Here is a 26,399-nt window from a genome sequence, read left to right on the forward strand (position 1 = left end):
TAAATATCTTATTTTAAATCATTTTTAGAAAAAGCTGAGAAACTTTTTGTGCCAATAGCTTTCACAGAGATTTCTGTAACAGAATCAGATACTTCTCCATCAGCTTGGAAGTAATTGGCTTGATGGAAATTGACTTTTATATTCTCACCTTTGATGACTGTAACATATTTTTTGATTTTTTCGTGAAATCCAGAATAGATGGTCATCAGTAAAAATTGAAGTAGGAATTTACTTAATCCATGAACGACCATGACATAATATGTCTTATCAGCTATATTGGCTTTTGGAGCTGCTTTCATACCACCGCCAAAATATTTTCCGTTTTGGATGGTTACTAGAAAAGCTTTTTTGAAAGAATATGTTTTTGAATCTACTTCAAGATCAATATCTTGTGGTTCGTATTCGATAATTGATTTAAATACATTAAGAAAATACGATATCTTATTTTTCTTTTGATCATTGTTCACGTAATGGCATACCAATCCATCAAAACCTAAGCCACAACCATTGATGAATTGTATAGGCTTCTCATTGTTTAATAAGGCTTGTCCAATAACAACTTCTGTTTTCTTGACTTGCTTAAGCGATCTTAAGAAATCATTTCCTGAGCCACTTTTAGCCAAGTGGATATTTTGAGTGATTTTACTTAAGTCAGTAGAGTTAATAAAATAATTGATTGATCCATCTCCGCCTAATAATAAAATATCAGTGATATGAGTTTTATCTTGTAGGTATTCAACTAGATCATCTATTTTTAAAGTAGATCTGACAATAAAAGCTTGTTTATTTTTTTTAAACAATCGAACAATTTTTTTAGTTTTCTTACGAGATTTTCGATTGCTAGATAATGGATTATGTAAAATGAGATACATAAGATGTTCCTCCTTTAAAGGCTTGTCATCTATGATTATTATATCATAAGATATGATTTTCTAATCTTAAAACCTTAAATTTGATTTTGATATCGGATAAACTATGAATTCATTGTTTTTATGATATAATATTTAATAGATTATTGAAAGAAATTAGGAGATAAAGTGATTAAGAAGTTACGTTTAAATTCAGAAAAAGATACCGATCAGTTTGCTAAATTGATTGCTAAAAATATATTTCCAGGTATGATTATTGGTTTAAGTGGTGATTTAGGTTCGGGGAAAACTACTTTTACCAAATACTTGGCAAAACATATGGGTGTGAAAGATACTTTGAATTCACCTACTTTTACGCTCTTAAAAACATATCAAGGTGACTTAAATCTATATCATATGGATGTTTATAGATTAGAGAATATAGGCTATGATTATGAGTTAGATGATTATATTTATGGTGATGGAGTAGCTGTTATTGAATGGTATCCATATATTATATCAATGTTACCAGATAACATCTTAACCCTTACTTTTACATTTATTGATGATGTAAAACGGGATTTAGTCATTGAAGGAAGTGGAAAGTATGAAAAAATCTTACAAGAGATTAGTGATTGATACAGCCACTAAGTACATATATTTATCTTTAGTATTTGATAATGAAGAAGTTGACAGTCTTTATCAAGTAGGCGATAATAATCATTCAGTTACCATTATGCCTTTTTTAGATCAAATGTTAAAAAATCAACAGATTGGTTTAAGTGATTTAGACGAAGTAATCGTTGGGATTGGACCGGGTTCTTACACAGGTGTCAGAATTGGAGTTACTGTAGCTAAAATGATAGCTTATTTAAATCAAATCCCTATTAAGACAATATCTTCTTTAGCTTTGATAGCTTCTCATTCTAATGCCAAGCATGTTTTGGCATTGATTGATGCTAGAAGATCTAATGGATTTGTGGCATTCTTTAATCAAGATAAAAATTTAGAATATGTATATGAAGATGTATTGATGAATATAGAGAAGTTTAAAAATAATCTGAAAGTTGATTATGATGTTCTCGAATTTGGCAAACCAAATATTATTAAAATACTTGAATCATCTTTATTAAAAGAAGTCACTAATGTTCATGACTTGGTTCCTAATTATTTACAGGTAACTGAGGCTGAGAGAAATTTAAAAAATGCTTAAAATTAGAGAATTTCAAATCAATGATTTATCGAAAATTATTGAATTAGAAACACATTTTTATAAGATTAATCAAAACGAATTTATGGAATCCTACATAGAAAATCCATTAATTCAAGTATATGTTATAGAAAGAAATACTGATTGGATTGGTTATATGATTATATGGCTAGATCAAGACAAATTTCAGTTATATACCATATTTATTATTGAACAATATAGACATCAGGGTTATGCCTATCAAGCTTTAAAGTTATTAGAAGAAAAAATATACAATCAAGGTGTTTATGAATATTCATTAGAAGTAAGACCTTCTAATAAAAATGCAATTGCATTGTATAAGAAATTAGGATATTCCATACAGGCAATAAGAAAAGATTATTACCCAAATCATGAAGATGCTTTATTGATGTATAAGAATTTAAGGAAGTGAACTTATGTATGTTTTAGGCGTGGAAACTAGTTGTGATGAAACAAGTGTATCTGTTGTAAAAGACGGAAACATAGTTTTATCTAACCAAGTGCTATCACAAATAGATATTCATCAAAATTATGGAGGCGTCGTTCCAGAAATAGCTTCAAGAGAACATGTTAAGGGTGTGACCTATGTTTTCGATCAGGCAATAAAAAAAGCTGGTATTGCTTTTAAAGATATAGATTTAATTGCAGTAACAAAAGGACCTGGGTTGATTGGTTCTTTGTTGATTGGTATTAATGCCGCAAAAGTGATCTCAATGAATTACAATATTCCAATCATTGGTGTACATCACATAAGCGGTCACATCTATGCTAATTATATCGACCATGGAATGAACTTTCCCTTATTGGCCTTGGTTGTATCTGGGGGTCATACGGAACTGATTTTAATGAAAGAGCATTTTGATTTTAATAAATTAGGTGAAACACAGGATGACGCTGTTGGGGAAGCTTATGATAAAGTTGCTAGAATTCTTGATTTAGGATATCCTGGTGGTCCAGCTGTAGACCAACTAGCAAAAGAAGGTAAAGATTCACTTCATTTTCCAAGACCAATGATTCATAGTGATGATTATCATTTTTCTTTTTCTGGTTTAAAATCACATGTGATCAATACCCATCATAATATGAAACAACGTGGTGAAGACATTTGTAAAGAAGATTTTGCTAGGAGTTTTCAAGAAGCTGTGACAGATGTCTTGGTAGAGAAAACTATTAAAGCAAAAAATGAATTTAAGGTTAAAGAAGTGATAGTAGCTGGAGGCGTCGCTGCTAATTCTGGATTACGACAGAAACTTAATGAAAGAATTAAAGATGTGCCTGTGTATTTCCCTAAGATGGCATATTGTACAGACAACGCCGCAATGATCGCAGCTGCGGGATATTTTCAATATAAAAAACACGGAGAATACGATGATTTATACATCAATGGTTATTCACGTTTAAATCTAGAAAGAGGTTAAATTATGGAATCTAATTTTGTTAAAACAATTATGGAAGAAGATTTAAAATCAGGGAAAGTTAATGAGATAATTACCCGTTTTCCTCCAGAACCATCAGCATATTTGCATATTGGACATGCTAGAGCTATTATCACTAATTTCGAATTAGCCAAACACTTTAAAGGGCGTACTAATTTAAGGTTTGATGATACAAACCCATCTAATGAAGACCAATCATTTGTTGATGCAATCATTAAAGATATTGAATGGTTAGGATATCATCCAGATAAAATTCTTTATGGTTCAGATTACTTTGATACAAATTATCAACTAGCCATTAAATTAATAAAAAAAGGTTTAGCTTATGTTTGTGATTTGAACCCTGAACAAATGAGGGAATATCGCGGCACATTAACAGAAGCTGGAAGAAACTCTCCATATAGAGAACGATCTATTGAAGAAAATCTTAAATTATTTGAAGAAATGAAAGACGGTAAGTATCAAGATGGTGAAAAAACTTTAAGAGCTAAAATCGATATGGCATCACCAAATATGAATATGAGAGATCCAGTGGTTTATAGAATTATGCATCATCACCACCAAAATACAGGTGATAAATGGTGTATCTACCCAATGTATGACTTTGCTCATCCAATTCAAGATGCGATTGAAGGTGTTACACATTCTTTATGTTCATTAGAATATGATGATCATAGAGTTTTATATGATTGGTTTGTTGAAAAGTGTGAGATGGAACATATCCCTCACCAATATGAATTTGGTCGTTTAAATATTACCAATACCATTATGTCTAAAAGATATTTGAAAGCCTTAGTTGAATCTGGTAAAGTTCATGGCTTTGATGATCCAAGAATGCCTACATTGGCTGGATTAAAAAGAAGAGGTTTCACTAAGGAAGCAATAAGAGATTTTATTTTAAGCACTGGTTTATCAAGAGTAAACTCAACTGTATCAAGTGAAATGCTTGAAAACGCAGTTAGAAATGATTTAAATTATAAGGTGAAAAGAGTTCATGCAATTTTGAATCCATTAAAAGTAACCATCACGAATTATCCAGACGACCAAGTTGAATGGATTGATGACGTTGATTACAATCCAGACAATGAAAATCTTGGTAGTCGAAAAATAGCTTTTAGTAAACATTTATATATCGATAGAGAAGATTTTGTTGAAGAAAAACCTAATAAAAAATGGAAGAGATTAGCTAAAGATGTTGAAGTAAGATTAATGAGAGCTTATTTTATTAAGTGTCATGACGTTGTTAAAGATGATTCAGGTGAAATTATTGAAATTCTATGTACCTATGATCAAGAAACAAAATCAGGATCAGGCTTTAATGATCGAAAACCCAATGGTAATATTCATTATGTAGAAGCAACAACTGCTAAAAAAGCTGAATTTAATCTGTTTGAACCATTACTTCTTGATTCGGATTCTAAAAAAGATTTATTCGAAAGATTAAATCCAAATTCATGGGCAACCTTACATGGTTTTGTAGAAAGTGCTTTAGAAGATACTCAATCCGAAGAAAAATTCCAATTTATTAGAGTCGGTTATTTTACAACAGACTATGATTCTAGCAAAGAAAGATTAATCTTTAATAGAACAGTAGAATTAAAATCAACTTTTAAATAAATTTAAAAAAGACGATGACTTTAAAAAAGTATCGTCTTTTTATTTTTATGATTTATGACTCCAATTAATTAGTACAGTTTCCACCATGAGCTTGTTGGCGAGAACCTCTACTTGAATCATTTCCTTCTTTTTGAAACATATTATTTATTTTATTTCTAAATTGATTCATCATATCTTGACCATAGTATTGATTGCGGTCTTTTGAAAAAGCACTTAAGTGATTTTCTGATGCTTGTAATAAATATTCAAAAACATCTCTAACGTCTTGATCTAGATTATCTTGGCTCAAGAATAATTCATACATAGCAATGTTCACTTTTTCAGCCTCAATTCCAGTTGCTATGGCACTGGTTATTGATTCAGGTATAACAACTTTTTCAGCTGAATTATCTTCAGGAACTTCTATACCATATTTTTCAAATAATGGTAACAATAAGTTTATATGTTGTTGTTCAGCTTCTACGATGTTGATGAAAGGTCTAACTTCACCGAACTCATTAATAATAGCTTCATATTCTGATTTAGCTAAATATTCATCTTGTATTGCGAAATTTAACATTTCTTCTAAAGAATATTCAATATCTTCAGAAAATGCAAACTCCTTTTGACGATCTATGCCTGAATAGACACTTCCTGCGCTGACACTTGACAAGCTAATGGTTAATGCAAAAACTAGTGTTAATACGGTAAAAATAATTCCTTTTGCTAATTTTGATTTCATGTAATGCCTCCTTTGTTTGATATATATACGGATAAAGTATAGTTTTTATTGGTAATAATTTAAAAAAGAAAATAATTTAAAATTATTATATTAAAGATTAGATGGATAGCAAAAAGCTTTTATCGTATTTATTGTTTATAATACATACACGAATACCATTTTTTTCTATGATTTTTTCATGTTTTTAACAGTGAATAATTTTATACTTTAGGCTAATCATGGTATAATATTTAAAGGTGATAATTTTGGAAAATCAATTATTAAACAAACTTAATAAAGAGCAAAAAAAGGCAGTAGAAATAGTTGAAGGGCCAGTTATGGCAGTTGCTGGAGCGGGTTCTGGAAAGACCAGTGTTCTTACCAATAGGATAGCTTATTTAATCCAAGAAGCAGGTGTTTCACCTTATAATATTTTAGCTATTACCTTTACAAATAAAGCAGCCAATGAAATGAAGGAACGTGTCCAAAAGTTAATTGACCTTCCAATGGATAACATATGGATTTCTACATTTCATTCAATGGGTGCTCATTTTTTACGTCGTGAAATTGATAGTTTAGATTATGATAAAAACTTTCAAATTGTTGATGATCAAGATACTTTAAATATCATTAAAAATTTAATGAAAAAGCATAATTATGATTTAAATACTTACTCTCCAACAATTATTTCTAAGTTGGTAGGGAATTTAAAAGCCAAGTTAGTATCAATCAATCATATTGATCAACCTATTCGTTCGATGATTGAACAATTATACCCTTTATATAATGCATATTTAAAAGATAATAATTTAGTTGATTTTGAAGATTTATTGGTTTTAACACTTAAAATATTACAAGATTTTTCTGGAATTCTTAAACGTTACCAAGAAAAATTTCAATATATATTAGTTGATGAGTTTCAAGATACTAATAATTTACAATATAACATTATCTATCAACTAGCTAAAGAACACCGAAATATCTTTATTGTTGGAGATGAAGATCAAAGTATCTACGCTTTTAGGGGATCGAATGTTGGTAATATTAAAAAGTTTGCTAAAGATTTTCCTGAACACAAGAAAATTATCTTAAATCAAAATTACCGATCAAAAGATACTATTTTAAAAGCTGCCAATTCAGTTATTAAAAATAATAAAGATCGAATTCCTAAGGATTTGTTTTCTAATTTGGGTAGCGGTGATAAGATTATTCACTATAAAGCCAATACCGATGAAGAAGAAGCTTATTATGTTTATGAACAAATTAGAAAGTTAAGAAGAGAAAACACTCCTTTATCTGAAATCGTTGTTTTATATAGAAACAATGCGATGAGTCGAAGGTTTGAAGATATATTTTTGAAATATAATTTACCACATAAGGTGGTTGGTAATTTATCTTTTTACAAACGTAAAGAAATTAAAGATATCATTGCTTACTTGCATTTGTTAATTAACAGTGGTGATGACTACTCTTTTTCACGCGTATACAATACACCTAAACGTGGGGTGGGTAATGTTTCTTTTGCGAATCTAGTTGAATACGCAGAAGAAAATCATTTAAAATTATTTGATTGTATCGGTGTAAATCATTCACCTTTAAGCGGAAAAGCAGCCTTGGAAATGACTAAATTTAGAGATTTAATCACAGAACTTAAACAAGGTTTGGAAACGCGTACCTTATTAGATACCTATGATTTACTCTTAGATAAAAGTGGCTACAAGGAGATGCTTGAAAAGGATGATTCTACCAAAGATAAGACTTTTCAATCGGAAAGAAAACTTGATAATTTAGAAGAGTTTAAGACAATCATTCTTGAAAAAGTATCTGATTATGAAAGAGATATATCCAATTATGATAAATTAGCGACTTTATTAAATGATCTTGTTTTACATGTTGAAGCTGAGGATAATGAAGAGCACGAGGCTGTAAGTTTAATGACCTTTCATTCTGCCAAGGGTCTAGAATTTGACATTGTTTTTATGACTTGTTTGGAACAAAGTTTATTTCCTGCCATTAGAAATGGTTTTGACGCCGCCAATAATATTGATGAAGAAAGACGTTTATTTTATGTTGGTTTGACTAGGGCTAGACATCAAGTTTATTTAACAAATTGTAAAACAAGATTTATGTACGGAAGATATATGGACAATCTTGATTCTCAATTCATTGATGAAATTGATGAAGATTATTTAGATAAACGCGGATCTAATCACGTCAGAAAATCATCATTTGAACGAGTTCATTCTTCTAAAAATAGACCTACAGTTAAATATGCATCCTATGATACTGAAGAAAAACAAATTAAAGTATCTGACAAAGTTAATCATAAGGTTTTTGGAAGAGGTATGGTTGTGGAAGTTAAGGGTGACTTGGTAAAGATTGCTTTTTCAGTACCCCATGGAGTTAAGACTTTAATGAAAGATCATCCTAGTTTTAAAGTGGAGGATTAATATGGATATAAAAAATCGTATAGAAGAAATTAAAGCAAAATTAAATCAATACAATTATGAGTATTATGTTTTAGATAATCCTTCGGTAAGTGATAGTGACTATGATCATTTAATGAATGAACTTATCCAATTAGAAAATGAACATCCACAATATAAGACCCTTGATTCTCCGACTCAAAGAGTTGGTGGAGAAGTTTCTTCTAAATTTGAAAAAGTAGAGCATGAAAGACCTATGCTTTCATTGGGTAATGTTTTTAATGAAAAAGAATTAAGAAATTTTGATGAAAGAATTAAAAAATCTGTTAAGGATTTTACTTATACTGCTGAATTAAAAATTGATGGTTTATCTGTATCGATTATTTATGAAAACGGCTACTATCAAAGAGCTGCGACTAGAGGTAATTCTTTAATAGGTGAAGATATTACTGAAAATGTGAAAACCATCAAATCAGTGCCTTTAAGAATTGATTTTTTAGATAAGCTTGAAGTTCGAGGTGAAATATTTTTAAGTAAAGATAAATTTAATAAATTAAACCAAGAACGACTAGAAAATGGTGAAGAATTATTTAAAAATCCACGGAATGCAGCTGCGGGTACTATAAGACAATTAGATCCAAAAATAGTACATAAACGCGCTCTTGATGCTTTCATTTATTTTGGTTTTCATAATGATTTTTCTAATCATTATCAAACACTTCTTAAACTTAAGGATTTAGGTTTTAAAATTAATGATAGAACAAAATTTTGTAATACTATAGATGATGTCATTGCTTATGTCAATGATATTGAAAAAATAAAACACGATTTACCTTATGAGATTGATGGAATTGTCATTAAGGTAAATGAATTAGAACACTATGATAGTATTGGTTATACATCAAAATTTCCTAAGTGGGCAGTTGCTTTTAAATTTCCTACGGTTGAAAAAGAGACTGTTTTGAATAGAATTGATTTTCAAGTTGGTAGAACTGGGGTTATAAAACCTGTAGCTCATCTCGAATCAGTTGATATTTCTGGGTCTAGTGTTTCAAGAGCGACCCTTCATAATGAAGACTTTATTCTTTCAAGAGATATCCGTGAAGGTGATCATGTGATTGTTAGAAAGGCTGGAGAAATTATTCCTGAAGTTGTTCAAGTGGTCTTGGATAAAAGAACTGGACAAGAAAAACCTTTCCAAATGATAAAGGAATGTCCTGTCTGTCATCACGAGATAGTTCGTAAGGCTAGTGAAGCTGATTATTATTGTATTAATCCATATTGTAAAGCAAGACATTTAGAGGGATTAATTCATTTTGCTTCAAGAGAAGCTTATAACATTGATGGTTTGGGAGAAGCGATTGTTACAGATTTATATAATGATGGATTTATTGAAAATATAGCAGATATCTTTAAATTAGAACAACATAGACAATCTTTGATTCAAAAAGAAGGTTTAGGAGACAAAAGTGTTGATGCTTTATTGAAGTCCATTGATAAGAGTAAAAATAATAATCTAGATAAGTTATTGTTTGGTTTAGGAATTCGTTATGTCGGACAAAAAGCCTCACAAACCTTGGCTAAAAATTTTAAAACATTAGAAGCTTTATCCCAAGCGAGTAAAGAAGCGTTATCTGAAGTAAAAGATATTGGTGAAGCAATAGCGAACTCTGTTGTCGATTATTTTCATAAAGAAGCAAATTTAGATTTATTAAGAGAAATTCAATCATTAAATCTAAATACAAAATATCAAGATTCTTCATTAAATATAGAAACTGTTTTCACCAATAAGACAATTGTTTTAACTGGTAGTTTAGATGATTTTACTAGAAAAGAAGCTCAAAAAATAATTGAGGATATGGGTGGTTCGGTGACTTCAAGTGTTTCTAAGAACACTGATTTTGTTTTGGCTGGACAAGCCCCTGGTAGTAAATACGATAAGGCTAAGTCTTTAGGTATTAAAATTATCGATGAAGAAGAATTTAAAAAAATGATAAATACAGGTGATTGATTTGAGAGATTATATAACAATCAAAGGGGCAAGAGAAAATAATTTAAAATCGATTGATTTAGAATTTAAAAAGAATCAATTGGTTGTAATGACTGGTTTATCAGGTTCTGGGAAAACCTCTTTGGCTTTTGATACAATTTATGAAGAAGGACGTAGAAGATACGTTGAATCTTTGTCTGCATATGCCAGACAATTTTTAGGCAATATGAAAAAACCTGATGTTGATGTAATTGAAGGTTTATCACCATCAATTTCAATCGATCAAAAATCAACATCTCATAATCCTAGATCTACAGTGGGGACTGTGACAGAGATATATGATTATATTCGTTTACTTTATGCACGTGTAGGAAAGCCTTATTGTCCTACACACCATATAGAGATTAAAGCTCAATCTATTCAAGAAATGACAGATAAAGTATTAGAAAATGATCAAGCTAAACTTATTATTTTAGCACCAATCATCAGAAGTAAAAAAGGAAGTCATTCTGATGTTATTCAACATCTTCGTCAAGAAGGCTATACAAGATTGAGGATAAATTCTGAAGATTATGAATTGGATCAAGATATTCAACTTGATAAGAATAAACGATATGACATCGATGTAGTGATTGATAGAGTGATTATTAAAGAGTCCGCAAGATCAAGACTCTATGATTCTTTAGAAACCGCGGCTAGATTAGGAGAAGGTAATGTAAAAGTAATAATTGATGGGGAAGAAAGGTTATTTAGCGAAAATTTTTCTTGTCCTATTTGTGGTTTTACTATACCTGATTTAGAACCTAGGTTATTTTCTTTTAATGCTCCTAATGGTGCTTGTCCTACATGTAATGGCTTAGGTTTTTCACGAAAGATAGATCCTAAAGCTTTGATAGTTGATTCGACTTTATCTTTAGAAGGTAATGTTTTTCAAAAATTTGCGAAAACAGATTCTATATATTATAGAGAAATAGAACAAACAGCAATTGCTTTGAAAATACCTTTAGATAAGGCTTTTCAAGATTTAACAAAGAAGCAGCAAGACTATTTACTTTATGGAACCGAAAAAGATATTAATTTTAAATATGTTTCTAGAGAAGGAAAAATGTTTCATCAATCTAAAAAACCGTATGAGGGGGTCATCAATAATCTTGAGAGACGTTACATGTCAACAAAGTCTAAAATGATTCGTCGTTGGATTGAGGGTATGATGAGTGATATAGAGTGTGAAACTTGTCACGGAAAAAGATTAAATCCTGAGGCTTTGTCAGTCTACATTGATGGCAAGAATATTGACGATGTATCAAGATTAAGTGTGATTGATTTATTGAATTTTTTTAATCAATTAAAACTAGATAAACAAAGTGAAGAAATAGCTCAACCTATTTGTAAAGAAGTTAAAGATAGATTATCATTTTTAGTGAATGTTGGTTTAGACTACTTAACACTTGCTAGGGCATCAATGACCTTATCAGGTGGAGAGGCTCAAAGGATTAGATTAGCGACTCAAATTGGTTCTAGATTGACTGGGGTTTTGTATGTTTTAGATGAACCCTCTATAGGTTTACATCAAAGAGACAATCAAAGATTAATACATTCATTAAAGGAAATGAAAAATCTTGGAAATACCATGATTGTAGTTGAACATGATACTGAAATGATTTTGGAAAGTGATTTGGTAGTCGATATTGGTCCTGGGGCTGGAGATCATGGTGGTCGTTTAGAATTTATAGGAACTCCTCAAGAATTAATTGACCATGGACAATCTTATACAGGTAAATACTTAAGAGGTGAATTAAAGATTGAGGTTCCTAAAGAAAGAAGAAAACATGAACATGGTTATTTAAGTGTGATAGGCGCTAAACAAAATAATTTAAAAAATCTAAATGTTGATTTTCCTATTGGCTGTTTAACTGTTGTAACAGGGGTATCTGGTTCTGGCAAATCCTCTTTAGTGAATGAGGTTTTATTTAAAAATTTAGCCAACTTAATCACAAGAAGAAGAGAAAATGCTGGTTTACTAGATAAACTAGAAAATTATGAACAATTTGATCGTATCATTGATATAGATCAATCACCTATTGGTAAAACGCCTAGGTCAAATCCAGCAACATATACAGGGGTTTTTGATCATATAAGAGACTTATATGCTTCTACCAAAGAATCAAAATTAAGAGGTTATGACAAGGGAAGATTCTCCTTTAATGTTAAAGGTGGACGTTGTGAAACTTGTCAGGGCGACGGTGTCATTAAAATTGAAATGCATTTCATGCCTGATGTTTATGTTGAATGCGAAGAATGCCATGGTAAACGTTATAACAAAGAGACTTTACAAGTCAAATATAAAGGTAAAAATATAGCTGATGTTTTAGATTTAAGAGTAGAAGAAGCCTTAGATTTCTTTGATAAAATTCCAAAGATTCAAAGGAAATTAGAAACAATAAATAATGTTGGTTTAGGATATATTAAGTTAGGTCAATCTTCAACAACCTTATCTGGTGGTGAAGCCCAAAGAGTTAAATTGGCATCAGAGCTATATAAAAGAATTACCAACCAATCAATTTATATACTCGATGAACCAACAACAGGTTTACACACTCATGATATTAAAAAATTAATGGAAGTGTTAAATGATATTGTAGATAAGGGAGCGACTGTTATTATCATTGAACATAATCTTGATGTGATAAAAACAGCTGACTATATCATTGATCTAGGACCTGAAGGTGGAGAAAGAGGCGGACAAGTATTAGCTTGTGGAAGTCCTGAAGATATTGCTGAAGTAAAAGATTCTTATACAGGGCAATATTTAAAAGGTGTCTTAAAAGTATAATTTTTCTCTATTTTATGGTATGATATTGATAATTAAAGTTGCGTGATAATATGGATGAAAAAAATAAAAATGATGACAAAAAAACTAACGAAGAGATACGTAAAGAAATCGAACAGTTAGAAAAGCTAATTGAGAAAGTTAAAGAACAAAATAAGGAAAAGAAAAAACAAAAAAGAAGACCAGCTATCTTAAGAATTAATCTTGCGGCTATTTATTCTAGAAATCCTTATATTAACATCGTTATTAGTTTTCTAATTAATGTGATTACAGTTTTTTTAATCACTAAAATCATAGGACATTTATTCTTTGATGGTTCATATAATGATTTACAAATCATGTTAATTATTTTAGGATTAACCTTATTTGAAGAAGTCTATAAAAATTATCTTTTCAAAAAACATATGGCCACAGTGATATACTCTGTAGGAACAATATTCTTATTATTAGATATGTTTTATTTCTACATTATAGATTATATCTTTTTTGACTTTAGATGGTTTATTGATGCATATCATCCTATTTTATTTGTAATTACTTTTGCTTTTTTTAGATATATCATTAAATTCTTATATAAGAAAACAGATAATTTCATCAATCGATTGAATAGAAGGTGAATCTATGTCATTGAAAATTTCTAGAATTATTGAAGGATTAGAATTAAAACTAGTTGCTGGACAAAAAGGAATTAAAAGGGAGGTTAACGTAGCCTCTTTAGCGAAACCGGGATTAGAGTTGGCGGGAATGTTGGATTTTTATGAAAACGACCGTATTCAAATTATTGGCTCTAAAGAAGCTGCTTTTTTCCATTCTTTAAGTCATGAAGAACAAACTTCTAGAGTAGAAGCTATGTTAAAAAAAGACGCTCCAGCATTTATATTTTCTAAAAATGTTGATATTCCACAAATTTTTATTGATTTAGGTAACCAATATCAAGTGCCTATCTTAAAAAGTTTTTATAAGACAACTTCCTTGTTCAGTGAACTTTATGCTTTTTTACAAGCTGAATTAGCTGAAAGAACATCCATGCATGGTGTCCTAATGGACATTAACGGTGTTGGTGTTTTGATCACGGGTAAATCTGGTATAGGTAAAAGTGAAGTAGCACTTGAACTTATTCGTCGGGGTTACATACTTGTTGCTGATGATATGGTTGAGATTTATCAAGTTGAAAAAGGCGTGTTGATTGGTGAAGCACCTGATGTTTTGAAGAAGTTTTTAGAAATTAGAGGTGTTGGCGTTGTCAATGTGGTTTATTTATTTGGGGTGCGTTCTTACCGAGAGAAAAAGCGAATTTCAATTATTGTTGAGTTAGATAAGAACTTTGATGACAATAAAGACGATCGTTTAGGCATGAGTGCTGATCAAAGAAAAATATTTGATACTTATGTATCTTATGCTTCTTTACCGATTACAGAAGCAAGAAATACAGCGACTTTAGTAGAAGCTGCTGCCCTAGATTTTAAATCAAAAGACATGGGGTATAATTCTGCGGTTGAGTTTAATAAAGGACTTAATCAACACATAAAAAAGAATCAGGAGTTAGAAAATGAAAAAGACGATTAAAATATTATTACTTACATTTACTTTATTAACATCTATTGCTTTATTCAAGATTCAAGACAATAGTATTTCTGCGGAAGATACAAGTTTTACGGTTACTTTTGTTGACTATGATGGTAGAGTGATAAAAACAATTGAATGTGAAAGCGCACCTTGTGAAATTATTCCTCCAGCAAAACCTGATGAAAAGGAAAATACTAAATTTTTAAGATGGTCTGTATTTGAAGAAGACTTTGATGATATTAATGAAGATACAACCATTAAAGCTATTTATAGTTTGGATAATAGAGTTTTATCAGTCGGTGGATTCACCATCGTTTTTTACTCTTTCTTTATTGTCATAGGCATTATTGTTGGTTTAACCCTAGGTCTTAGAGAAATGCCTCGTATAGGCATGGAAAAAGATGATCTCATGGATGGATTTTTATGGATTGTTCCTTTAGCGATATTAGGCGCTAGATTGTGGTATGTAATCTTTGAATGGGATAATTTTGTTTATGGTAGTTTTGGACCATCCTTATTAAGGATATTAGGTTTTAGGTCAGGAGAGTTTTCTTTTGCTGATTTCGGTTTAGAAGGCTTAGCCATTCATGGAGCTTTTGTGACTGCGGTTATATTGGCTTATTTCTATACCAGAAAGAAGAAGTTAGATATTTGGAAATTATTAGATGTTGTCGCTGTTGGTTTTATTATTGCACAAGCATTTGGACGCTGGGGTAATTTCTTTAATCAAGAAGCCCATGGTGGCTTGGTTGGCGGCATGAATGATGGTGTTGCTAATTTATCACTTAAAGAACAGTATGAATTTTTAAGACATACTTTACATATACCTGAGTTTATTGTTAATAATATGTTTATGACTAGCGGTAAATTTATTGATGATGTGGGATTCCATCATCCTACTTTCTTCTATGAATCAATGTTAAATTTATTAGGTTTTTCAATTATGATGATTTTAAGAAGAGTTAAGAAGGTTCATTTTGGAGAAATCTTTGCCTTTTATTTAATTTGGTATGGTGGTGTTAGAATTTTTATCGAAACCATGAGAACAGATCCATTAACATTTGAAATTTTTGGTTTAAGTTTAAAATCAGCCATCGTTACTTCAGTCTTAATGATTTTAGCAGGTATTGCAGTTTCAGTATACGTTAGAATGAGAAGAAAGGATGAAACTTACGCTAATAGTAAGCATACCTTTAATTTTAAAAAATGACATAGAAAGTTTGGTGAAATCATGTCATTCGCAAAAGAAGTAAAAAACGAATTACAAAGTTTAAAACATTTAGATTGTTGTAATAAAGCAGAATTATCAGCATTATTACATATCAATGGTTCTATTGAAAAAAACAGTCAAGGCATTAGTATTGTTTTTCAAACAACAAACAATACTGTTGTAAGACGTTTTGTATATTTGTATAAACAAGTATACAATTTGGACTTCTCTTTAATTCAAAAAAAGGTTCATCAGTTTAAATCAAAAGAATTATTTATAGTAAAACTAAATGAATCTGTTAATTCAATCATGAATGACTTATCATTAATTAATAAAGAAGCAATTTTCTTTACTGATGTAGATGATTCTTTAATATCAAAAGAATGTTGTAAGAGAGCTTATTTAAGAGGGGCGTTTCTTGCGACAGGGTCGATTAATTCTCCTAATACAAGCAGGTATCATTTAGAGATTCAGTCTTATTCAGAAACACACGCTTTAATCATTAAAGAAATAGCTGATGAATTTTATTTGAATGCTAAAGTGGCTAAAAATAAGAGAGGTTATATAACTTATTTAAAAGAAGCAGAAAAAATAGCTGACTTTTTAAGAGTGATTGGCGCAAATAATTCTTTGTTTGTTTTTGAAGATACTAGAATTAAAAGAGATTTTAAGAATTCCATTAATCGTGTCATTAACTGTGATATCGCAAATGAAAAAAAAGCGATGGATGCGGCCAATGAACAGTTAAAGCAAATAGAATATGTTGAAAAACATGCAGAGAAGAAATTATCTAAATCAATGAAAGAAGCTATTTTCTTAAGAAAGAAATACCCAGAATCTTCTTTATTAGAATTAAGTTATGCTTCTTTAGAACACTTTGATAAACAAATTTCTAAATCAGCATTAAACCACAGATTTAGATCGATTAAAGACTTAGCCAATAAAATTAAAATTTCAGAGGCTTATCATGATTAAAGGTATAGGTATAGATATTTGTCAAATAAGTAGAATGTCTTTAGATTTATATAAAAAAATATTAACTCATGAAGAAATATTGCTTTATAACGACTTAAAACACGAACAAAGAAAAAAAGAATTTTTAGCTGGAAGATTTTCTGCCAAAGAAGCAATTTATAAAGCTTTGTCAGCTTTAGAAAAAGACATTTATATGCAAGATATTGTGATCCTATATGATGATAAAAATAAACCTTATGTATCTAAACCTATCTATAAAGATAAGCATATTTGGATTAGTATATCCCACGAAAAAGAATACGCAATTGCTCAAGCAATTGTAGAGTCTATAGAAAAGTAAATTAACACTTGAATTATTAGTGTAAATTATGTAAAATTATAATACTGAGGTGATAAAATGGCAACATACACGAAAGGGTACAAAAAGCAAAATTCGCAATTAATGTTATTAAAAATTACACTAGGAGTTATTGGAGCTGTCGCAATTTTACTATTGGCAGCGTTTATCTATGATAAATCAACTGATTGGAAAGATTACTCATCATATGATCATTTAGAAACATATGATCAAGTCTTAAGTCAAAATCAAGAAGATTATGTCGTTTATTTTTATTCAACAAATACTACAAGTCAAGATATTAAAGAAGACGTATTAAAAGTATTAAATGATTTAAGAAAAGAAGACATGACATATCTTGTTGAATATTCTACTGAAACTTTTAAGCAAAGACCTGTAGAAGATGATGAAACTGCTTATACAAGACAAAGTTTATTAGATGATTTAGACATTGACTCAATTACAGCACCTATGATTGTTGTTGTAGCAAATGGTGAACTTGAAGAAGTTATTCTTGGCACAGTCAACATCAATAAATTCTTAATTTCAATTGAAAATGATACTTATGCACCATTTAATGAATAGAGCTAATTAATTAGCTCTTTTTTTTAACAAAACCTCTAAAATATGTTAAAATATTAAGGTAGAAAGTAGGTATTATATGGAATATATAAATGATAAATTGATTGCTGAAGTTGCCAAAAATCAAAATATATCAGTCTCGCAAGTGAAAACTGTATTGGCCTTGTTGGAAGAAGGAAATACAGTTCCTTTTATTGCTAGATATCGAAAAGAAAAGACAGGTTCTTTAGACGAAGAAGAAATAAGAGCCATTCAAAAAGAATATGAGTATAGTAAAAATTTGCAAGATCGTAAAGAAGATATTATTAGATTAATTGATGAAAAAGGAATGTTAACTGAAGAACTAAGGTCTAATATTTTAGCTGCAGATAAATTGGTTGATGTTGAAGATATTTATAGACCTTTTAAAGAAAAGAAGAAAACCAAAGCTACCGAAGCTATAAAAAAGGGCTTAGAACCTTTAGCGGACTTGATGTTAACTTTCCCTAAAGAAGGTGATTTAGATCAGATAGCCAAGGCTTACTTAAATGAAGAAGTATTAACTGTAGAAGAAGCATATGAGGGAGCTAAGCATATTATTGCTGAAAAAGTATCTGATAATGCTGATTACCGTAAATGGATTAGAGAATATACATATAAGAATGGTTTTATTGCATCTTCTGTTAAGAAAAATGCTGAAGATGAATATCAAACCTATCAAATCTACTATGATTATGAAGAAAAACTTAGTCAAGTTAAGTTGCATAGAATATTGGCTATTAACCGAGCTGAGAAAGAAAAAGTGATTAGCTGCAAGATTAATATTGATACAGAAGACATTTTTAGATATTTAAACTCCCAAGTAATTCAAGGTAGATTATCTATTTTTAATGAAATGATTGATGAAGCCATTGTTGATGGTTATAAGAGATTAATTAGTGGTTCAATTGAAAGGGAAATTAGATCTGATTTATCTGAAAAAGCAGAAGACCAAGCCATTCATTTGTTCTCAGAGAATTTAAGATCCTTACTCCTACAACCCCCTTTAAAAGGCCAAATGGTTTTAGGGGTTGACCCTGCTTTTAGGACAGGATGTAAAATGGCTATCATCGACAAATTTGGTAAATACTTAACCAAAGATGTCATTTATCCTCATGAAGCTTATCCAGGGGCTAAGGTTCATCCTCAACAGTTAAATGAAGCAAGAAAAAAAGTCATAGATTTATTGAAAAAATATCCTGTGAATATCATTGCAATTGGAAATGGAACAGCGTCTAGAGAAACAGAGAAATTTATCGTTGACTTGTTAAAAGAAAATCAATTGAGTATTAAATATGTTATTGTTGACGAAGCAGGGGCTTCTGTTTATTCTGCGAGTCCTTTAGCTAGAGATGAGTTTCCTGATTTTCAAGTTGAAGAAAGATCAGCTGTGAGTATAGCAAGAAGAATTCAAGATCCTCTTTCAGAACTTGTAAAAATTGACCCTAAATCCATTGGTGTAGGGCAATATCAACATGATGTTACACAAAATAAGCTAAATGATTCCTTAACTTTTGTTGTGAGTACAGCCGTTAATCAAGTAGGGGTTAATGTAAATACAGCCAGTCAATCTTTATTACAGTTTGTGTCAGGCTTATCAGAGAAAGTTGCTAAAAACATTGTGGCTTTTAGAGAAGAAAATGGGCCATTCACTGATCGTAAGAAAATTAAGAAAGTTAAGAATGTTGGAGAAAAAACTTTTGAACAAGCTATTGGTTTCTTAAGAATTTTTAATTCTAAGAATCCTTTAGATAAAACACCAATTCATCCAGAGTCATATGATTTGGCTAATGATATTCTTGATTATTTAGCTTTAGAAGCTAAAGATATAGGTTCTAAAGAGATGAAAGAGGCTGTTGATAAAGTTAGTGTCAAAGAATTGGCCACTAAATTTAAACAACATGAGATATTGATTCAAGATATTTTAGAAGCTTTTGCTTCTCCAACTAGAGATATTAGAGATGACTATCCACAACCTTTATTAAAAAGCGATTTATTATCCTTAGAAGATTTAAGACCTGGTATGGAAATGCAAGGAACAGTAAGAAACGTTGTTGATTTTGGCGCATTTGTGGATGTGGGAATTAAAGAAGCTGGATTAGTTCATATATCTAAATTAAGCAAAAACTTTGTAAATCATCCGCTTGATGTGGTGAGTGTTGGTAATATAGTCAAAGTATGGGTTTTATCAGTTGATGTTAATCGAAAAAGATTGCAATTATCAATGATCAAACCAGATTAGTTATTTGATTGATTTTAATAAAATATATTATATAATATGATTAGAAGCAATATAAACTAAAGGAGGTTTATTATGGCTAAAGCAAAATATGGTTATGGTTGGTTAATCAAATGGATTGTGGCCGCTATTTTATTAGGTGTTGGTATTTTTATGGCCTTATCTGATGATGTGGTATATACAGTCACAGGTATTACAATTGCTATATATTCTTTATTTAGGGTTTACCCTTTGTTAAAATCATTGGATAAAGAAGTATTAAGAACTATTAATTTAATTGAAATTCTTATTGGCGTTGTTTTAGGTGGTGTTATGATTTACGCTGGTGTTAAGGGTGTCAAGACAGACCAAGCAGAAACATGGTCTAAATTATTTAGATGGTTCTTAGCATTTTTCTTCTATTTAAGAGGAATTATATTCTTTGTTTCTACTACATTTTTTGATGAAAAAACGGAAGTCCCAAAATTCATCTTCCATATCATTGCTATTTCATTAGGGGCAGCCTTAGTCTTGTGGGATAACTTTGATGCTGGAACTTTAGGTTGGTTGTTCTTGTTTGTATCTATCGCTAGTGCAGCTTATTTAGCTTATGATGGATATGGTGGTTATGGACAATACCGTAAATTCTCTAAATCTTTAAATACAAAGAAAGAAAAAGAAGCTCAAGTTAAATACGAAAAAGATCTTCCAAAAGAAGAAATACAAAAAGAAAAAGACCTTCCTAATCAACATCAAGAGGAAGAAGAAAAACAAGAAGAGACTTACATTAGTTAAGAAAAAGAGTTGACAGTTGGTCAAAAATCTAGTAATATAATATGGCTGACTGTTATTGGAGTAATACTCAAGAGGCTGAAGAGGCGCCCCTGCTAAGGGTGTAGGTCGGGTAACCGGCGCGAGAGTTCGAATCTCTCTTACTCCGCCATATAAATATTAAGCAATCCTTAAGGGTTGCTTTTTTTATTATTTTTAAAAAATATATTTGACATTAAGAAAATCATATGTAATATTAACAGTGTTCATATAATTAACAGTGTTCATAGGAGGTAAAAAAAACGACAATAAAAAATGAAAGAATGAAACAAATTTTTATTGATTCTGCCAAGACTATCATTAAAGAAAAGGGTTTAAAATTTGTATCTGCTAGAGAAATTTCTAAAATATCTGGTTATAGTTACACAACATTGTATAATTACTTTGAAAACATCGATTCATTGTTAACTTATGTTGCTGTAGACTATTTAGAAGAATCTTACCAAGAAATGCTTCAAGCGCTTAAGGGAACAAATGATATTAAGAAAAAGATTATTGTAGCATCTAAAACTTATTTTTCATTCATGTATAATCATCCCTCTATTTTTAAAATAGTTTTTATTAATGATTTTGGAGTAGAAGTTGAAAGTATGTCCTATAAGCTTATACCTAAAGTAACTATATTGTTAAGAGAGTTACTAAAGGATTTAAAGGATAGGCAAATCACTTTAGATAGAGATATATTATTTGAATTGATTTCAAGTTCAATCCACTCAAAATTAATGTTCGCTATTTTCAAAAGAAGTCCTATAAAATATGACGATTTACTAATGATGATTGAAAAAGAATTGAATATATTAATAGGTGATATCAAATGAAATAGAGAATAATGATTTTCCTAGGTATTTTTATAGGTTTTGTATCTATAATAGCATTAACAATGTACATTAAAATCAATCAAAATGCTGATAAGATATTGGATAACGAGATTGAAGAAGTCGATTTAAAAGAAGTAGAGGATGGTCTATATGAAGGCGAATACTATTCTGAAGGCATAGGTTTAATAGTACATGTAGAAGTAAAAAACCATGAAATTATTAGCATTGAATATGAAAACCATCAATACGGACAAGGGTACAAAGCAGAAGCTATAAAAGAATCAATTATCCATTCACAATCGGTTTTAGTTGATGATGTGTCTGGAGCGACAATTTCCAGTCGTTGTATTAAATTAGCGATCATAGATGCGTTGAAGGAGGCATAAGTTATGAATAAAATATTATTAGTGTATGCAAGCAAAAAAGGGATGACAGAAACATTGGCTGAACTTATAAAGGAAGATTTAGGTCAAATAGATTTAGTAAATATTAATGAAAAACAAGCAGACCCAAAACTTTATGACAAGATTATTATAGGTAGCCCTATATATATAGGAAAGATTCATAAAAAAATTAAAGCATGGATTCAACAGAACCAAGATAGCTTATTATCAAAAACCACTGCTGTGTATTTATGCGGTATGAACTTTAACGAAGAAAAACAAGTTATAGAAAATAATTTTACTAAATCAGAGATTAACCATCTCTTCATCAAATACTTAGGTGGGGCATATAGATTTGATCGTTTGAATTTTTTAGAGAAATTTATGATCAAAAAGATTACTGGAGAAAGTCAATCAAGACAAGAGATTCATCAAGACGTTTTTAAGGAACTTATTTCTTATATACAAGCTTAAAGAGGAGATATCCTCTTTTTTATTAGATATTTATCTAATTATATCTATTTTTTTGGGCAATACCTAATAAAGTTTAAAAAAATTAGATAAATATCTAATATTCTACTTGACATTTGATAGATATCGATTTATAATATAATTGCCTAAGAAGATAAGAGTGTTATTAAGGAGTGATTTTATGATTCAAAATGAATGTTGTTTGATTGACACGTTTGAAAAACTTCAAGTTTTGCATAAGTCCATTCACTTAAATACTATTAAATATATCCATGAAGTATATTACAAGAAACATAAACTTGTAAATCGTTTAAATCATAAAGGAGGTAGTGGAGATGAAAAATAATAAGAATACACATCAAGAACATAGCGTTTATGTATTAGATTTTATGAATACAGCTCAAATAACTTATTGGGATCAATTTAAGAACCATAATAATAAATAAGTGATATATATTGTGGTTTATTAAAGAATTAATCAAAGGAGGAAAATGATGAAAAATAAAAATAATACTCGTCAAGGGAATTCTGTTTATATGCTTGATTTATTAAATACACCACAGTTAACATATTGGGATCAGTTTAAAGATCAAGATAAAAAATAAGGAGTCTTTTTATGAATAAGAAATTACTAAAAAATAAAAACTATATGTTATTGGTGATAGGGAATTTTGTTTCCTTAATTGGAAGTAATATTCAACAGTTTGTTTTATCCTTATATGTTTTAGCCTTAACAGGATCGGCGACAATATTCGCTTCTATGTTGGCTATTTCTATTTTACCTAGGATTTTATTATCACCCATAGCAGGTGTTTTTGGAGATTGGTTTGACAAGAAAAAATCAATTGTGATTTTAGATATTACTAACGCCCTTGTATTGCTGGCATTTGGTATATATGTTTATTTATATAATGATTTAACCATTGGTTTAATCTACTTATTGGTTATTTTGTTAGAAATCACTGAAATTTTCTTTCATTCTTCTATGTCAGCGGTTATACCATCTGTTGTACAAGAGGATGAATATTTAGAAGCTAATTCTTTAAGAATGATGCTTGTATCTTTTGGCCAACTTTTGGCACCTGTTTTTGGGGCTTTAATCTATGGAGCTTTTGGCTTATTGGTTGCCATTTTGATTAATGCTTTATCATTCTTTTTATCGGCTCTTAGTGAAATGTTCATTAAAGTCCCAAAAACAAAAAGTGAATCAAATGTTAGATCAGTTTCTGGCTTTAAGAAAGATTTTTCTGAAGGTATTATATTGGTTAAGCATTCAAAACCTATTAGAACCATTATGGCCATGGCAGTTATTGTTAACTTTTCCATTTCGCCTTTCTTTTCTGTAGGACTTATCTTTTTGTTAAAAGAAGTATTGGTTCAATCAGATATGAGGTTGGGTTTATTGCAAACAGTATTATCGGCATCAATGATTTTGGCTCCGATACTCTTATTAAAAAAATTAAAAACAATGAGACTTGGGGATGTCTTAATGAAAAGTTTCTTTATTATGGGGACATTAATAGTCTTAATATCTTTCAGTATACATTCCAGTTTAGCAAGTTTAGCTGATGGGTTAGCGTCTTATATTTATGTCTTAGTGATCTGTTTTATCATCGGAATCTTGGTGACTGGTGTTAATATTTCAGTAGGAACTCTTATTCAAAAAATCGTACCTTTAGAATTTATGGGAAGAACATCAACGGTTTTAGGATTATTTTCTACCATAGCAATTCCAATTGGACAGATGATTTTTGGTTACTTATATGATATTATAAATCCAGGCTTTGTTTTTATTCTCAATGGATTGGTTATTTTAGGGACAGTTCTTTTCTTTTACAAGAGAATGCACCTTATTGATGATTATGACAAAGAAGAAGTTAAAGAAAATTTAGTGGAAAGAAGTGTGTTAGTCAATGAAATTTAAATTTAACGAAGATGTATCAAGGATTTATGATTATTTGTTATTTCCAAGACTTTATTTTTACAAGTATGATTATGAAGAAAATAAGAACGATGACTTGAAAAGTGTGATTCATGAACAATATTTAGAAATGGCTGAAAGATTAAATGAAAAATTAAAGCCATATGAAAAAGAAATATCTCAATATTTTCAAAAAAGTATTTATTCAAGTTATGACTATCCTAATATTTTGACACATGCATTCCCTGTCGAAGGATACACTGATGAACATCAATATTTAGAAAGTATTTTAGATGTAGATGATTCTGAATTTAAAGATAAACTTATTAAATCTTTGGTTACCATGGAAGATGATGAAGATGAAAAAATATCAGTAGATGAATTAAATTCAACTGAGTATATTAATAACTTAAAGATTGATTCAGCTAATAAATGGAATTTATTTTTGATGGTTCAAAATCCAAAGAAATATTTAAAAGATTATATTGTTTTCTTGAAAACAGTTGAACCATTATTTTATAATACATATAATCAATTTAAGGATGAACTTATTGAAGTTGGGATGGATATTTCTGCTAGGTTGTCAAAAAATACTGCTCAATCATTTAAGAAAATAACTCAAAATTTAATTAATTATGAATTTTCTAATCGCGAAGTTTGTAACTTATATGTATCAGCTATGTTTCCTTATTCTGTAAGATTAATGGGAGACCACAGAATCGTATGGGGATTAAAATCTGAATTTTCATTTAAGAAAGTAAGTGAAATCAATGAAAACCAACTTAGTCAAAGGGTTAAAATTTTTAAAGCTTTAGGTGATAAAACTCGCTATGAAGTTTTAAAAATGATTTCAAATGGACATAGTTCTATAAAAAATATTGCTGAGAAATTAGATGTATCAAGCGCAACAATTTCTTATCATGTCAATGAATTTTTAACGACAGGAATCATAAGTATTAATAGAGATAAAGATAAAAAGGCTGGTTATAGAATTGATTATCATAAACTAAATGAGGTTATAAGCGGTTTAAAAGAAGATTTAAATTTTGAATGAGATGATGATATGGAGTGAATACTTCATATCATTTTTTTCTTAGTGATAAATATTATATAATGAGTTAAGGGGGAACTTATGAATAAAATGATAGAATCAGCCTTATTATCAAACCATGCAACACTAGGTGTCCATTGGATTTATGATCATGAATATATAAAAAAGTTATCAGATACTCGTTCTATATTGTTTATGAAACAAGATAAGTCTATATTTGATAAAGCTAAAACATCGTTTTTTGTTTATGAAAATAATCAATATTCAGTTCAAGGAGAAATACTAAAGTGGCTTTATGAAGCTTTAGAAGATAATCCTCTTTTATCAGCGAAGGACTTTGATGATATTTTATATAAACAATTTAAGCCAGGTGGATATAATCAGGGTTATGTTGAAAAATATGGGAAGTTACAAGTCTTTAATCGTTTAATAGATGAGTTAAATCTTTCAATGGATAAACAAGTGATAAATGACCAACAAATGGTCGCTTTTGTTCCTTATATTGTATTTAAAGCTTTGGGAAGAGATTTTTCTGATGCCATGGATTTTGTAAAAATTTATAGTGATGATCCAATCTACGAAGAATTTTTTAAGATGTTTGATTTATTGTTCGACTACTTGAAAGTATTTACTTTACAAGAAGCTTTAGAAAAAGCAATTACTGAATGCCCTAATCATTTTGAACTTGCTTTTAAAAAAGCATTAGAAGTGAAAGACACTGATGAATTTATTGAAAAATACGCTGGAAGGGCTTGTCCATATAAACATGCTTTACCAGTCATTGTTCACCTTTTATATCACTATTCTTCTTATGAAGACGTAACAATGGCTAACGCTCTTATTGGTGGTGCATCAGCGGATAGGGGTTTGTTATTGGGAGCGATATTATCTGAAGTTTATAGGATACCTGAAAAATGGTTATAAAAAAAAGGACAATTTT

General features: G+C 29.9%; 25 protein-coding genes and 1 tRNA gene. 24 read left to right on the top strand and 2 right to left on the bottom strand.

Annotation, left to right across the window (positions count from 1 at the left end):
• Positions 1–8: 8 nt before the first annotated feature.
• A complete protein-coding gene (locus tag HF295_RS06340; protein WP_312031333.1) occupies positions 9–872 on the bottom strand; it encodes a diacylglycerol/lipid kinase family protein in 864 nt (287 codons plus the stop codon).
• Between the two features lie 165 nt (positions 873–1,037).
• Between HF295_RS06340 and tsaE the strand changes: the two genes are divergently transcribed.
• Genes tsaE through HF295_RS06365 form a run of 5 tightly spaced genes read left to right on the top strand, consistent with a single transcriptional unit; the run spans position 1,038 to position 5,132 of the window.
• Positions 1,038–1,487 carry a tRNA (adenosine(37)-N6)-threonylcarbamoyltransferase complex ATPase subunit type 1 TsaE gene (gene tsaE / locus HF295_RS06345; RefSeq protein WP_312031334.1) on the top strand — a complete coding sequence of 150 codons (450 nt, stop codon included), beginning with the start codon at positions 1,038–1,040 and terminating at the stop codon, positions 1,485–1,487.
• Complete coding sequence (gene tsaB / locus HF295_RS06350; protein ID WP_312031335.1) at positions 1,456–2,061, top strand: tRNA (adenosine(37)-N6)-threonylcarbamoyltransferase complex dimerization subunit type 1 TsaB; 606 nt, start codon at positions 1,456–1,458, stop codon at positions 2,059–2,061. The genes tsaE and tsaB overlap by 32 nt, the downstream gene beginning before the upstream one ends.
• A complete protein-coding gene (rimI, locus tag HF295_RS06355) occupies positions 2,054–2,491 on the top strand; it encodes a ribosomal protein S18-alanine N-acetyltransferase (protein WP_312031336.1) in 438 nt (145 codons plus the stop codon). Before tsaB ends, rimI begins: the two co-directional genes overlap by 8 nt.
• 4 nt (positions 2,492–2,495) lie before the next feature.
• Positions 2,496–3,497, top strand: a complete 1,002-nt coding sequence (gene tsaD, locus HF295_RS06360; RefSeq protein WP_312031337.1) for a tRNA (adenosine(37)-N6)-threonylcarbamoyltransferase complex transferase subunit TsaD — start codon at positions 2,496–2,498, stop codon at positions 3,495–3,497.
• A 3-nt stretch (positions 3,498–3,500) separates the two neighbouring features.
• The gene (locus HF295_RS06365; protein WP_312031338.1) at positions 3,501–5,132 is read left to right on the top strand and encodes a glutamine--tRNA ligase/YqeY domain fusion protein; all 1,632 of its coding nucleotides are present in this window, start codon (positions 3,501–3,503) and stop codon (positions 5,130–5,132) included.
• Positions 5,133–5,196: 64 nt separating this feature from the next.
• Here the strand turns inward: HF295_RS06365 and HF295_RS06370 are convergent, their stop codons facing one another.
• A complete protein-coding gene (locus HF295_RS06370) occupies positions 5,197–5,853 on the bottom strand; it encodes a ferritin-like domain-containing protein (RefSeq protein WP_312031339.1) in 657 nt (218 codons plus the stop codon).
• Positions 5,854–6,098: 245 nt separating this feature from the next.
• Here HF295_RS06370 and HF295_RS06375 point away from each other — a divergent pair, with 245 nt between their 5' ends.
• From HF295_RS06375 to HF295_RS06465, 19 genes are all read left to right on the top strand, one after another.
• Positions 6,099–8,282 carry an ATP-dependent helicase gene (locus HF295_RS06375; RefSeq protein WP_312031340.1) on the top strand — a complete coding sequence of 728 codons (2,184 nt, stop codon included), beginning with the start codon at positions 6,099–6,101 and terminating at the stop codon, positions 8,280–8,282.
• Between the two features lies 1 nt (position 8,283).
• Positions 8,284–10,269 (top strand): NAD-dependent DNA ligase LigA, encoded by a 1,986-nt coding sequence (gene ligA, locus HF295_RS06380; protein WP_312031341.1) that lies wholly within the window; start codon positions 8,284–8,286, stop codon positions 10,267–10,269.
• A 1-nt stretch (position 10,270) separates the two neighbouring features.
• Positions 10,271–13,081, top strand: coding sequence for an excinuclease ABC subunit UvrA (gene uvrA / locus HF295_RS06385; RefSeq protein WP_312031342.1), 2,811 nt, complete (start codon positions 10,271–10,273; stop codon positions 13,079–13,081).
• A 50-nt stretch (positions 13,082–13,131) separates the two neighbouring features.
• Positions 13,132–13,695 carry a hypothetical protein gene (locus HF295_RS06390; protein WP_312031343.1) on the top strand — a complete coding sequence of 188 codons (564 nt, stop codon included), beginning with the start codon at positions 13,132–13,134 and terminating at the stop codon, positions 13,693–13,695.
• Positions 13,696–13,699: 4 nt separating this feature from the next.
• Positions 13,700–14,644, top strand: coding sequence for an HPr(Ser) kinase/phosphatase (gene hprK / locus HF295_RS06395; RefSeq protein WP_312031344.1), 945 nt, complete (start codon positions 13,700–13,702; stop codon positions 14,642–14,644).
• Positions 14,628–15,854 (top strand): prolipoprotein diacylglyceryl transferase, encoded by a 1,227-nt coding sequence (gene lgt, locus HF295_RS06400; RefSeq protein WP_312031345.1) that lies wholly within the window; start codon positions 14,628–14,630, stop codon positions 15,852–15,854. The genes hprK and lgt overlap by 17 nt, the downstream gene beginning before the upstream one ends.
• 21 nt (positions 15,855–15,875) lie before the next feature.
• Positions 15,876–16,829 carry a DNA-binding protein WhiA gene (gene whiA / locus HF295_RS06405; RefSeq protein WP_312031346.1) on the top strand — a complete coding sequence of 318 codons (954 nt, stop codon included), beginning with the start codon at positions 15,876–15,878 and terminating at the stop codon, positions 16,827–16,829.
• Positions 16,822–17,169: a holo-ACP synthase gene (acpS, locus tag HF295_RS06410; protein WP_312031347.1), complete on the top strand. Its 348-nt coding sequence runs from the start codon at positions 16,822–16,824 to the stop codon at positions 17,167–17,169. The genes whiA and acpS overlap by 8 nt, the downstream gene beginning before the upstream one ends.
• Before the next feature lie 57 nt (positions 17,170–17,226).
• The gene (locus HF295_RS06415) at positions 17,227–17,751 is read left to right on the top strand and encodes a hypothetical protein (protein WP_312031348.1); all 525 of its coding nucleotides are present in this window, start codon (positions 17,227–17,229) and stop codon (positions 17,749–17,751) included.
• Positions 17,752–17,827: 76 nt separating this feature from the next.
• Positions 17,828–20,008 (top strand): Tex family protein, encoded by a 2,181-nt coding sequence (locus HF295_RS06420; protein ID WP_312031349.1) that lies wholly within the window; start codon positions 17,828–17,830, stop codon positions 20,006–20,008.
• 72 nt (positions 20,009–20,080) lie between these two features.
• The gene (locus HF295_RS06425; protein ID WP_312031350.1) at positions 20,081–20,779 is read left to right on the top strand and encodes a hypothetical protein; all 699 of its coding nucleotides are present in this window, start codon (positions 20,081–20,083) and stop codon (positions 20,777–20,779) included.
• 57 nt (positions 20,780–20,836) lie between these two features.
• Positions 20,837–20,927 (top strand) — tRNA-Ser (locus HF295_RS06430).
• A gap of 151 nt (positions 20,928–21,078) precedes the next feature.
• Positions 21,079–21,633 carry a TetR/AcrR family transcriptional regulator gene (locus tag HF295_RS06435; RefSeq protein WP_312031351.1) on the top strand — a complete coding sequence of 185 codons (555 nt, stop codon included), beginning with the start codon at positions 21,079–21,081 and terminating at the stop codon, positions 21,631–21,633.
• A gap of 62 nt (positions 21,634–21,695) precedes the next feature.
• Positions 21,696–22,019, top strand: coding sequence for an FMN-binding protein (locus HF295_RS06440; protein WP_312031352.1), 324 nt, complete (start codon positions 21,696–21,698; stop codon positions 22,017–22,019).
• A 3-nt stretch (positions 22,020–22,022) separates the two neighbouring features.
• A complete protein-coding gene (locus HF295_RS06445) occupies positions 22,023–22,490 on the top strand; it encodes a flavodoxin domain-containing protein (RefSeq protein ID WP_312031353.1) in 468 nt (155 codons plus the stop codon).
• Between the two features lie 178 nt (positions 22,491–22,668).
• Entirely contained in the window at positions 22,669–22,833 is a 165-nt protein-coding gene (locus tag HF295_RS06450; RefSeq protein ID WP_312031354.1) for a hypothetical protein, read from the top strand.
• Between the two features lie 270 nt (positions 22,834–23,103).
• Positions 23,104–24,411 (top strand): MFS transporter, encoded by a 1,308-nt coding sequence (locus HF295_RS06455; protein ID WP_312031355.1) that lies wholly within the window; start codon positions 23,104–23,106, stop codon positions 24,409–24,411.
• Complete coding sequence (locus tag HF295_RS06460; RefSeq protein ID WP_312031356.1) at positions 24,401–25,462, top strand: ArsR/SmtB family transcription factor; 1,062 nt, start codon at positions 24,401–24,403, stop codon at positions 25,460–25,462. The genes HF295_RS06455 and HF295_RS06460 overlap by 11 nt, the downstream gene beginning before the upstream one ends.
• Before the next feature lie 78 nt (positions 25,463–25,540).
• Complete coding sequence (locus tag HF295_RS06465; protein ID WP_312031357.1) at positions 25,541–26,383, top strand: ADP-ribosylglycohydrolase family protein; 843 nt, start codon at positions 25,541–25,543, stop codon at positions 26,381–26,383.
• Positions 26,384–26,399: the final 16 nt, after the last annotated feature.

Origin of the sequence: Hujiaoplasma nucleasis, assembly GCF_013745115.1 — a bacterium.
GTDB lineage: Bacteria > Bacillota_I > Bacilli_A > Izemoplasmatales > Hujiaoplasmataceae > Hujiaoplasma > Hujiaoplasma nucleasis.

Excerpts from the sequence above, each read along its gene's own strand:
- HF295_RS06340 (WP_312031333.1), bottom strand. The coding sequence starts at position 872 with ATGTATCTCATTTTACATAATCCATTATCTAGCAATCGAAAATCTCGT.
- tsaB (WP_312031335.1), top strand. The coding sequence starts at position 1,456 with ATGAAAAAATCTTACAAGAGATTAGTGATTGATACAGCCACTAAGTAC.
- rimI (WP_312031336.1), top strand. The coding sequence starts at position 2,054 with ATGCTTAAAATTAGAGAATTTCAAATCAATGATTTATCGAAAATTATT.
- tsaD (WP_312031337.1), top strand. The coding sequence starts at position 2,496 with ATGTATGTTTTAGGCGTGGAAACTAGTTGTGATGAAACAAGTGTATCT.
- HF295_RS06365 (WP_312031338.1), top strand. The coding sequence starts at position 3,501 with ATGGAATCTAATTTTGTTAAAACAATTATGGAAGAAGATTTAAAATCA.
- HF295_RS06370 (WP_312031339.1), bottom strand. The coding sequence starts at position 5,853 with ATGAAATCAAAATTAGCAAAAGGAATTATTTTTACCGTATTAACACTA.
- ligA (WP_312031341.1), top strand. The coding sequence starts at position 8,284 with ATGGATATAAAAAATCGTATAGAAGAAATTAAAGCAAAATTAAATCAA.
- HF295_RS06390 (WP_312031343.1), top strand. The coding sequence starts at position 13,132 with ATGGATGAAAAAAATAAAAATGATGACAAAAAAACTAACGAAGAGATA.
- hprK (WP_312031344.1), top strand. The coding sequence starts at position 13,700 with ATGTCATTGAAAATTTCTAGAATTATTGAAGGATTAGAATTAAAACTA.
- lgt (WP_312031345.1), top strand. The coding sequence starts at position 14,628 with ATGAAAAAGACGATTAAAATATTATTACTTACATTTACTTTATTAACA.
- whiA (WP_312031346.1), top strand. The coding sequence starts at position 15,876 with ATGTCATTCGCAAAAGAAGTAAAAAACGAATTACAAAGTTTAAAACAT.
- acpS (WP_312031347.1), top strand. The coding sequence starts at position 16,822 with ATGATTAAAGGTATAGGTATAGATATTTGTCAAATAAGTAGAATGTCT.
- HF295_RS06415 (WP_312031348.1), top strand. The coding sequence starts at position 17,227 with ATGGCAACATACACGAAAGGGTACAAAAAGCAAAATTCGCAATTAATG.
- HF295_RS06420 (WP_312031349.1), top strand. The coding sequence starts at position 17,828 with ATGGAATATATAAATGATAAATTGATTGCTGAAGTTGCCAAAAATCAA.
- HF295_RS06425 (WP_312031350.1), top strand. The coding sequence starts at position 20,081 with ATGGCTAAAGCAAAATATGGTTATGGTTGGTTAATCAAATGGATTGTG.
- HF295_RS06435 (WP_312031351.1), top strand. The coding sequence starts at position 21,079 with ATGAAACAAATTTTTATTGATTCTGCCAAGACTATCATTAAAGAAAAG.
- HF295_RS06440 (WP_312031352.1), top strand. The coding sequence starts at position 21,696 with ATGTACATTAAAATCAATCAAAATGCTGATAAGATATTGGATAACGAG.
- HF295_RS06445 (WP_312031353.1), top strand. The coding sequence starts at position 22,023 with ATGAATAAAATATTATTAGTGTATGCAAGCAAAAAAGGGATGACAGAA.
- HF295_RS06450 (WP_312031354.1), top strand. The coding sequence starts at position 22,669 with ATGATTCAAAATGAATGTTGTTTGATTGACACGTTTGAAAAACTTCAA.
- HF295_RS06455 (WP_312031355.1), top strand. The coding sequence starts at position 23,104 with ATGAATAAGAAATTACTAAAAAATAAAAACTATATGTTATTGGTGATA.
- HF295_RS06460 (WP_312031356.1), top strand. The coding sequence starts at position 24,401 with ATGAAATTTAAATTTAACGAAGATGTATCAAGGATTTATGATTATTTG.
- HF295_RS06465 (WP_312031357.1), top strand. The coding sequence starts at position 25,541 with ATGAATAAAATGATAGAATCAGCCTTATTATCAAACCATGCAACACTA.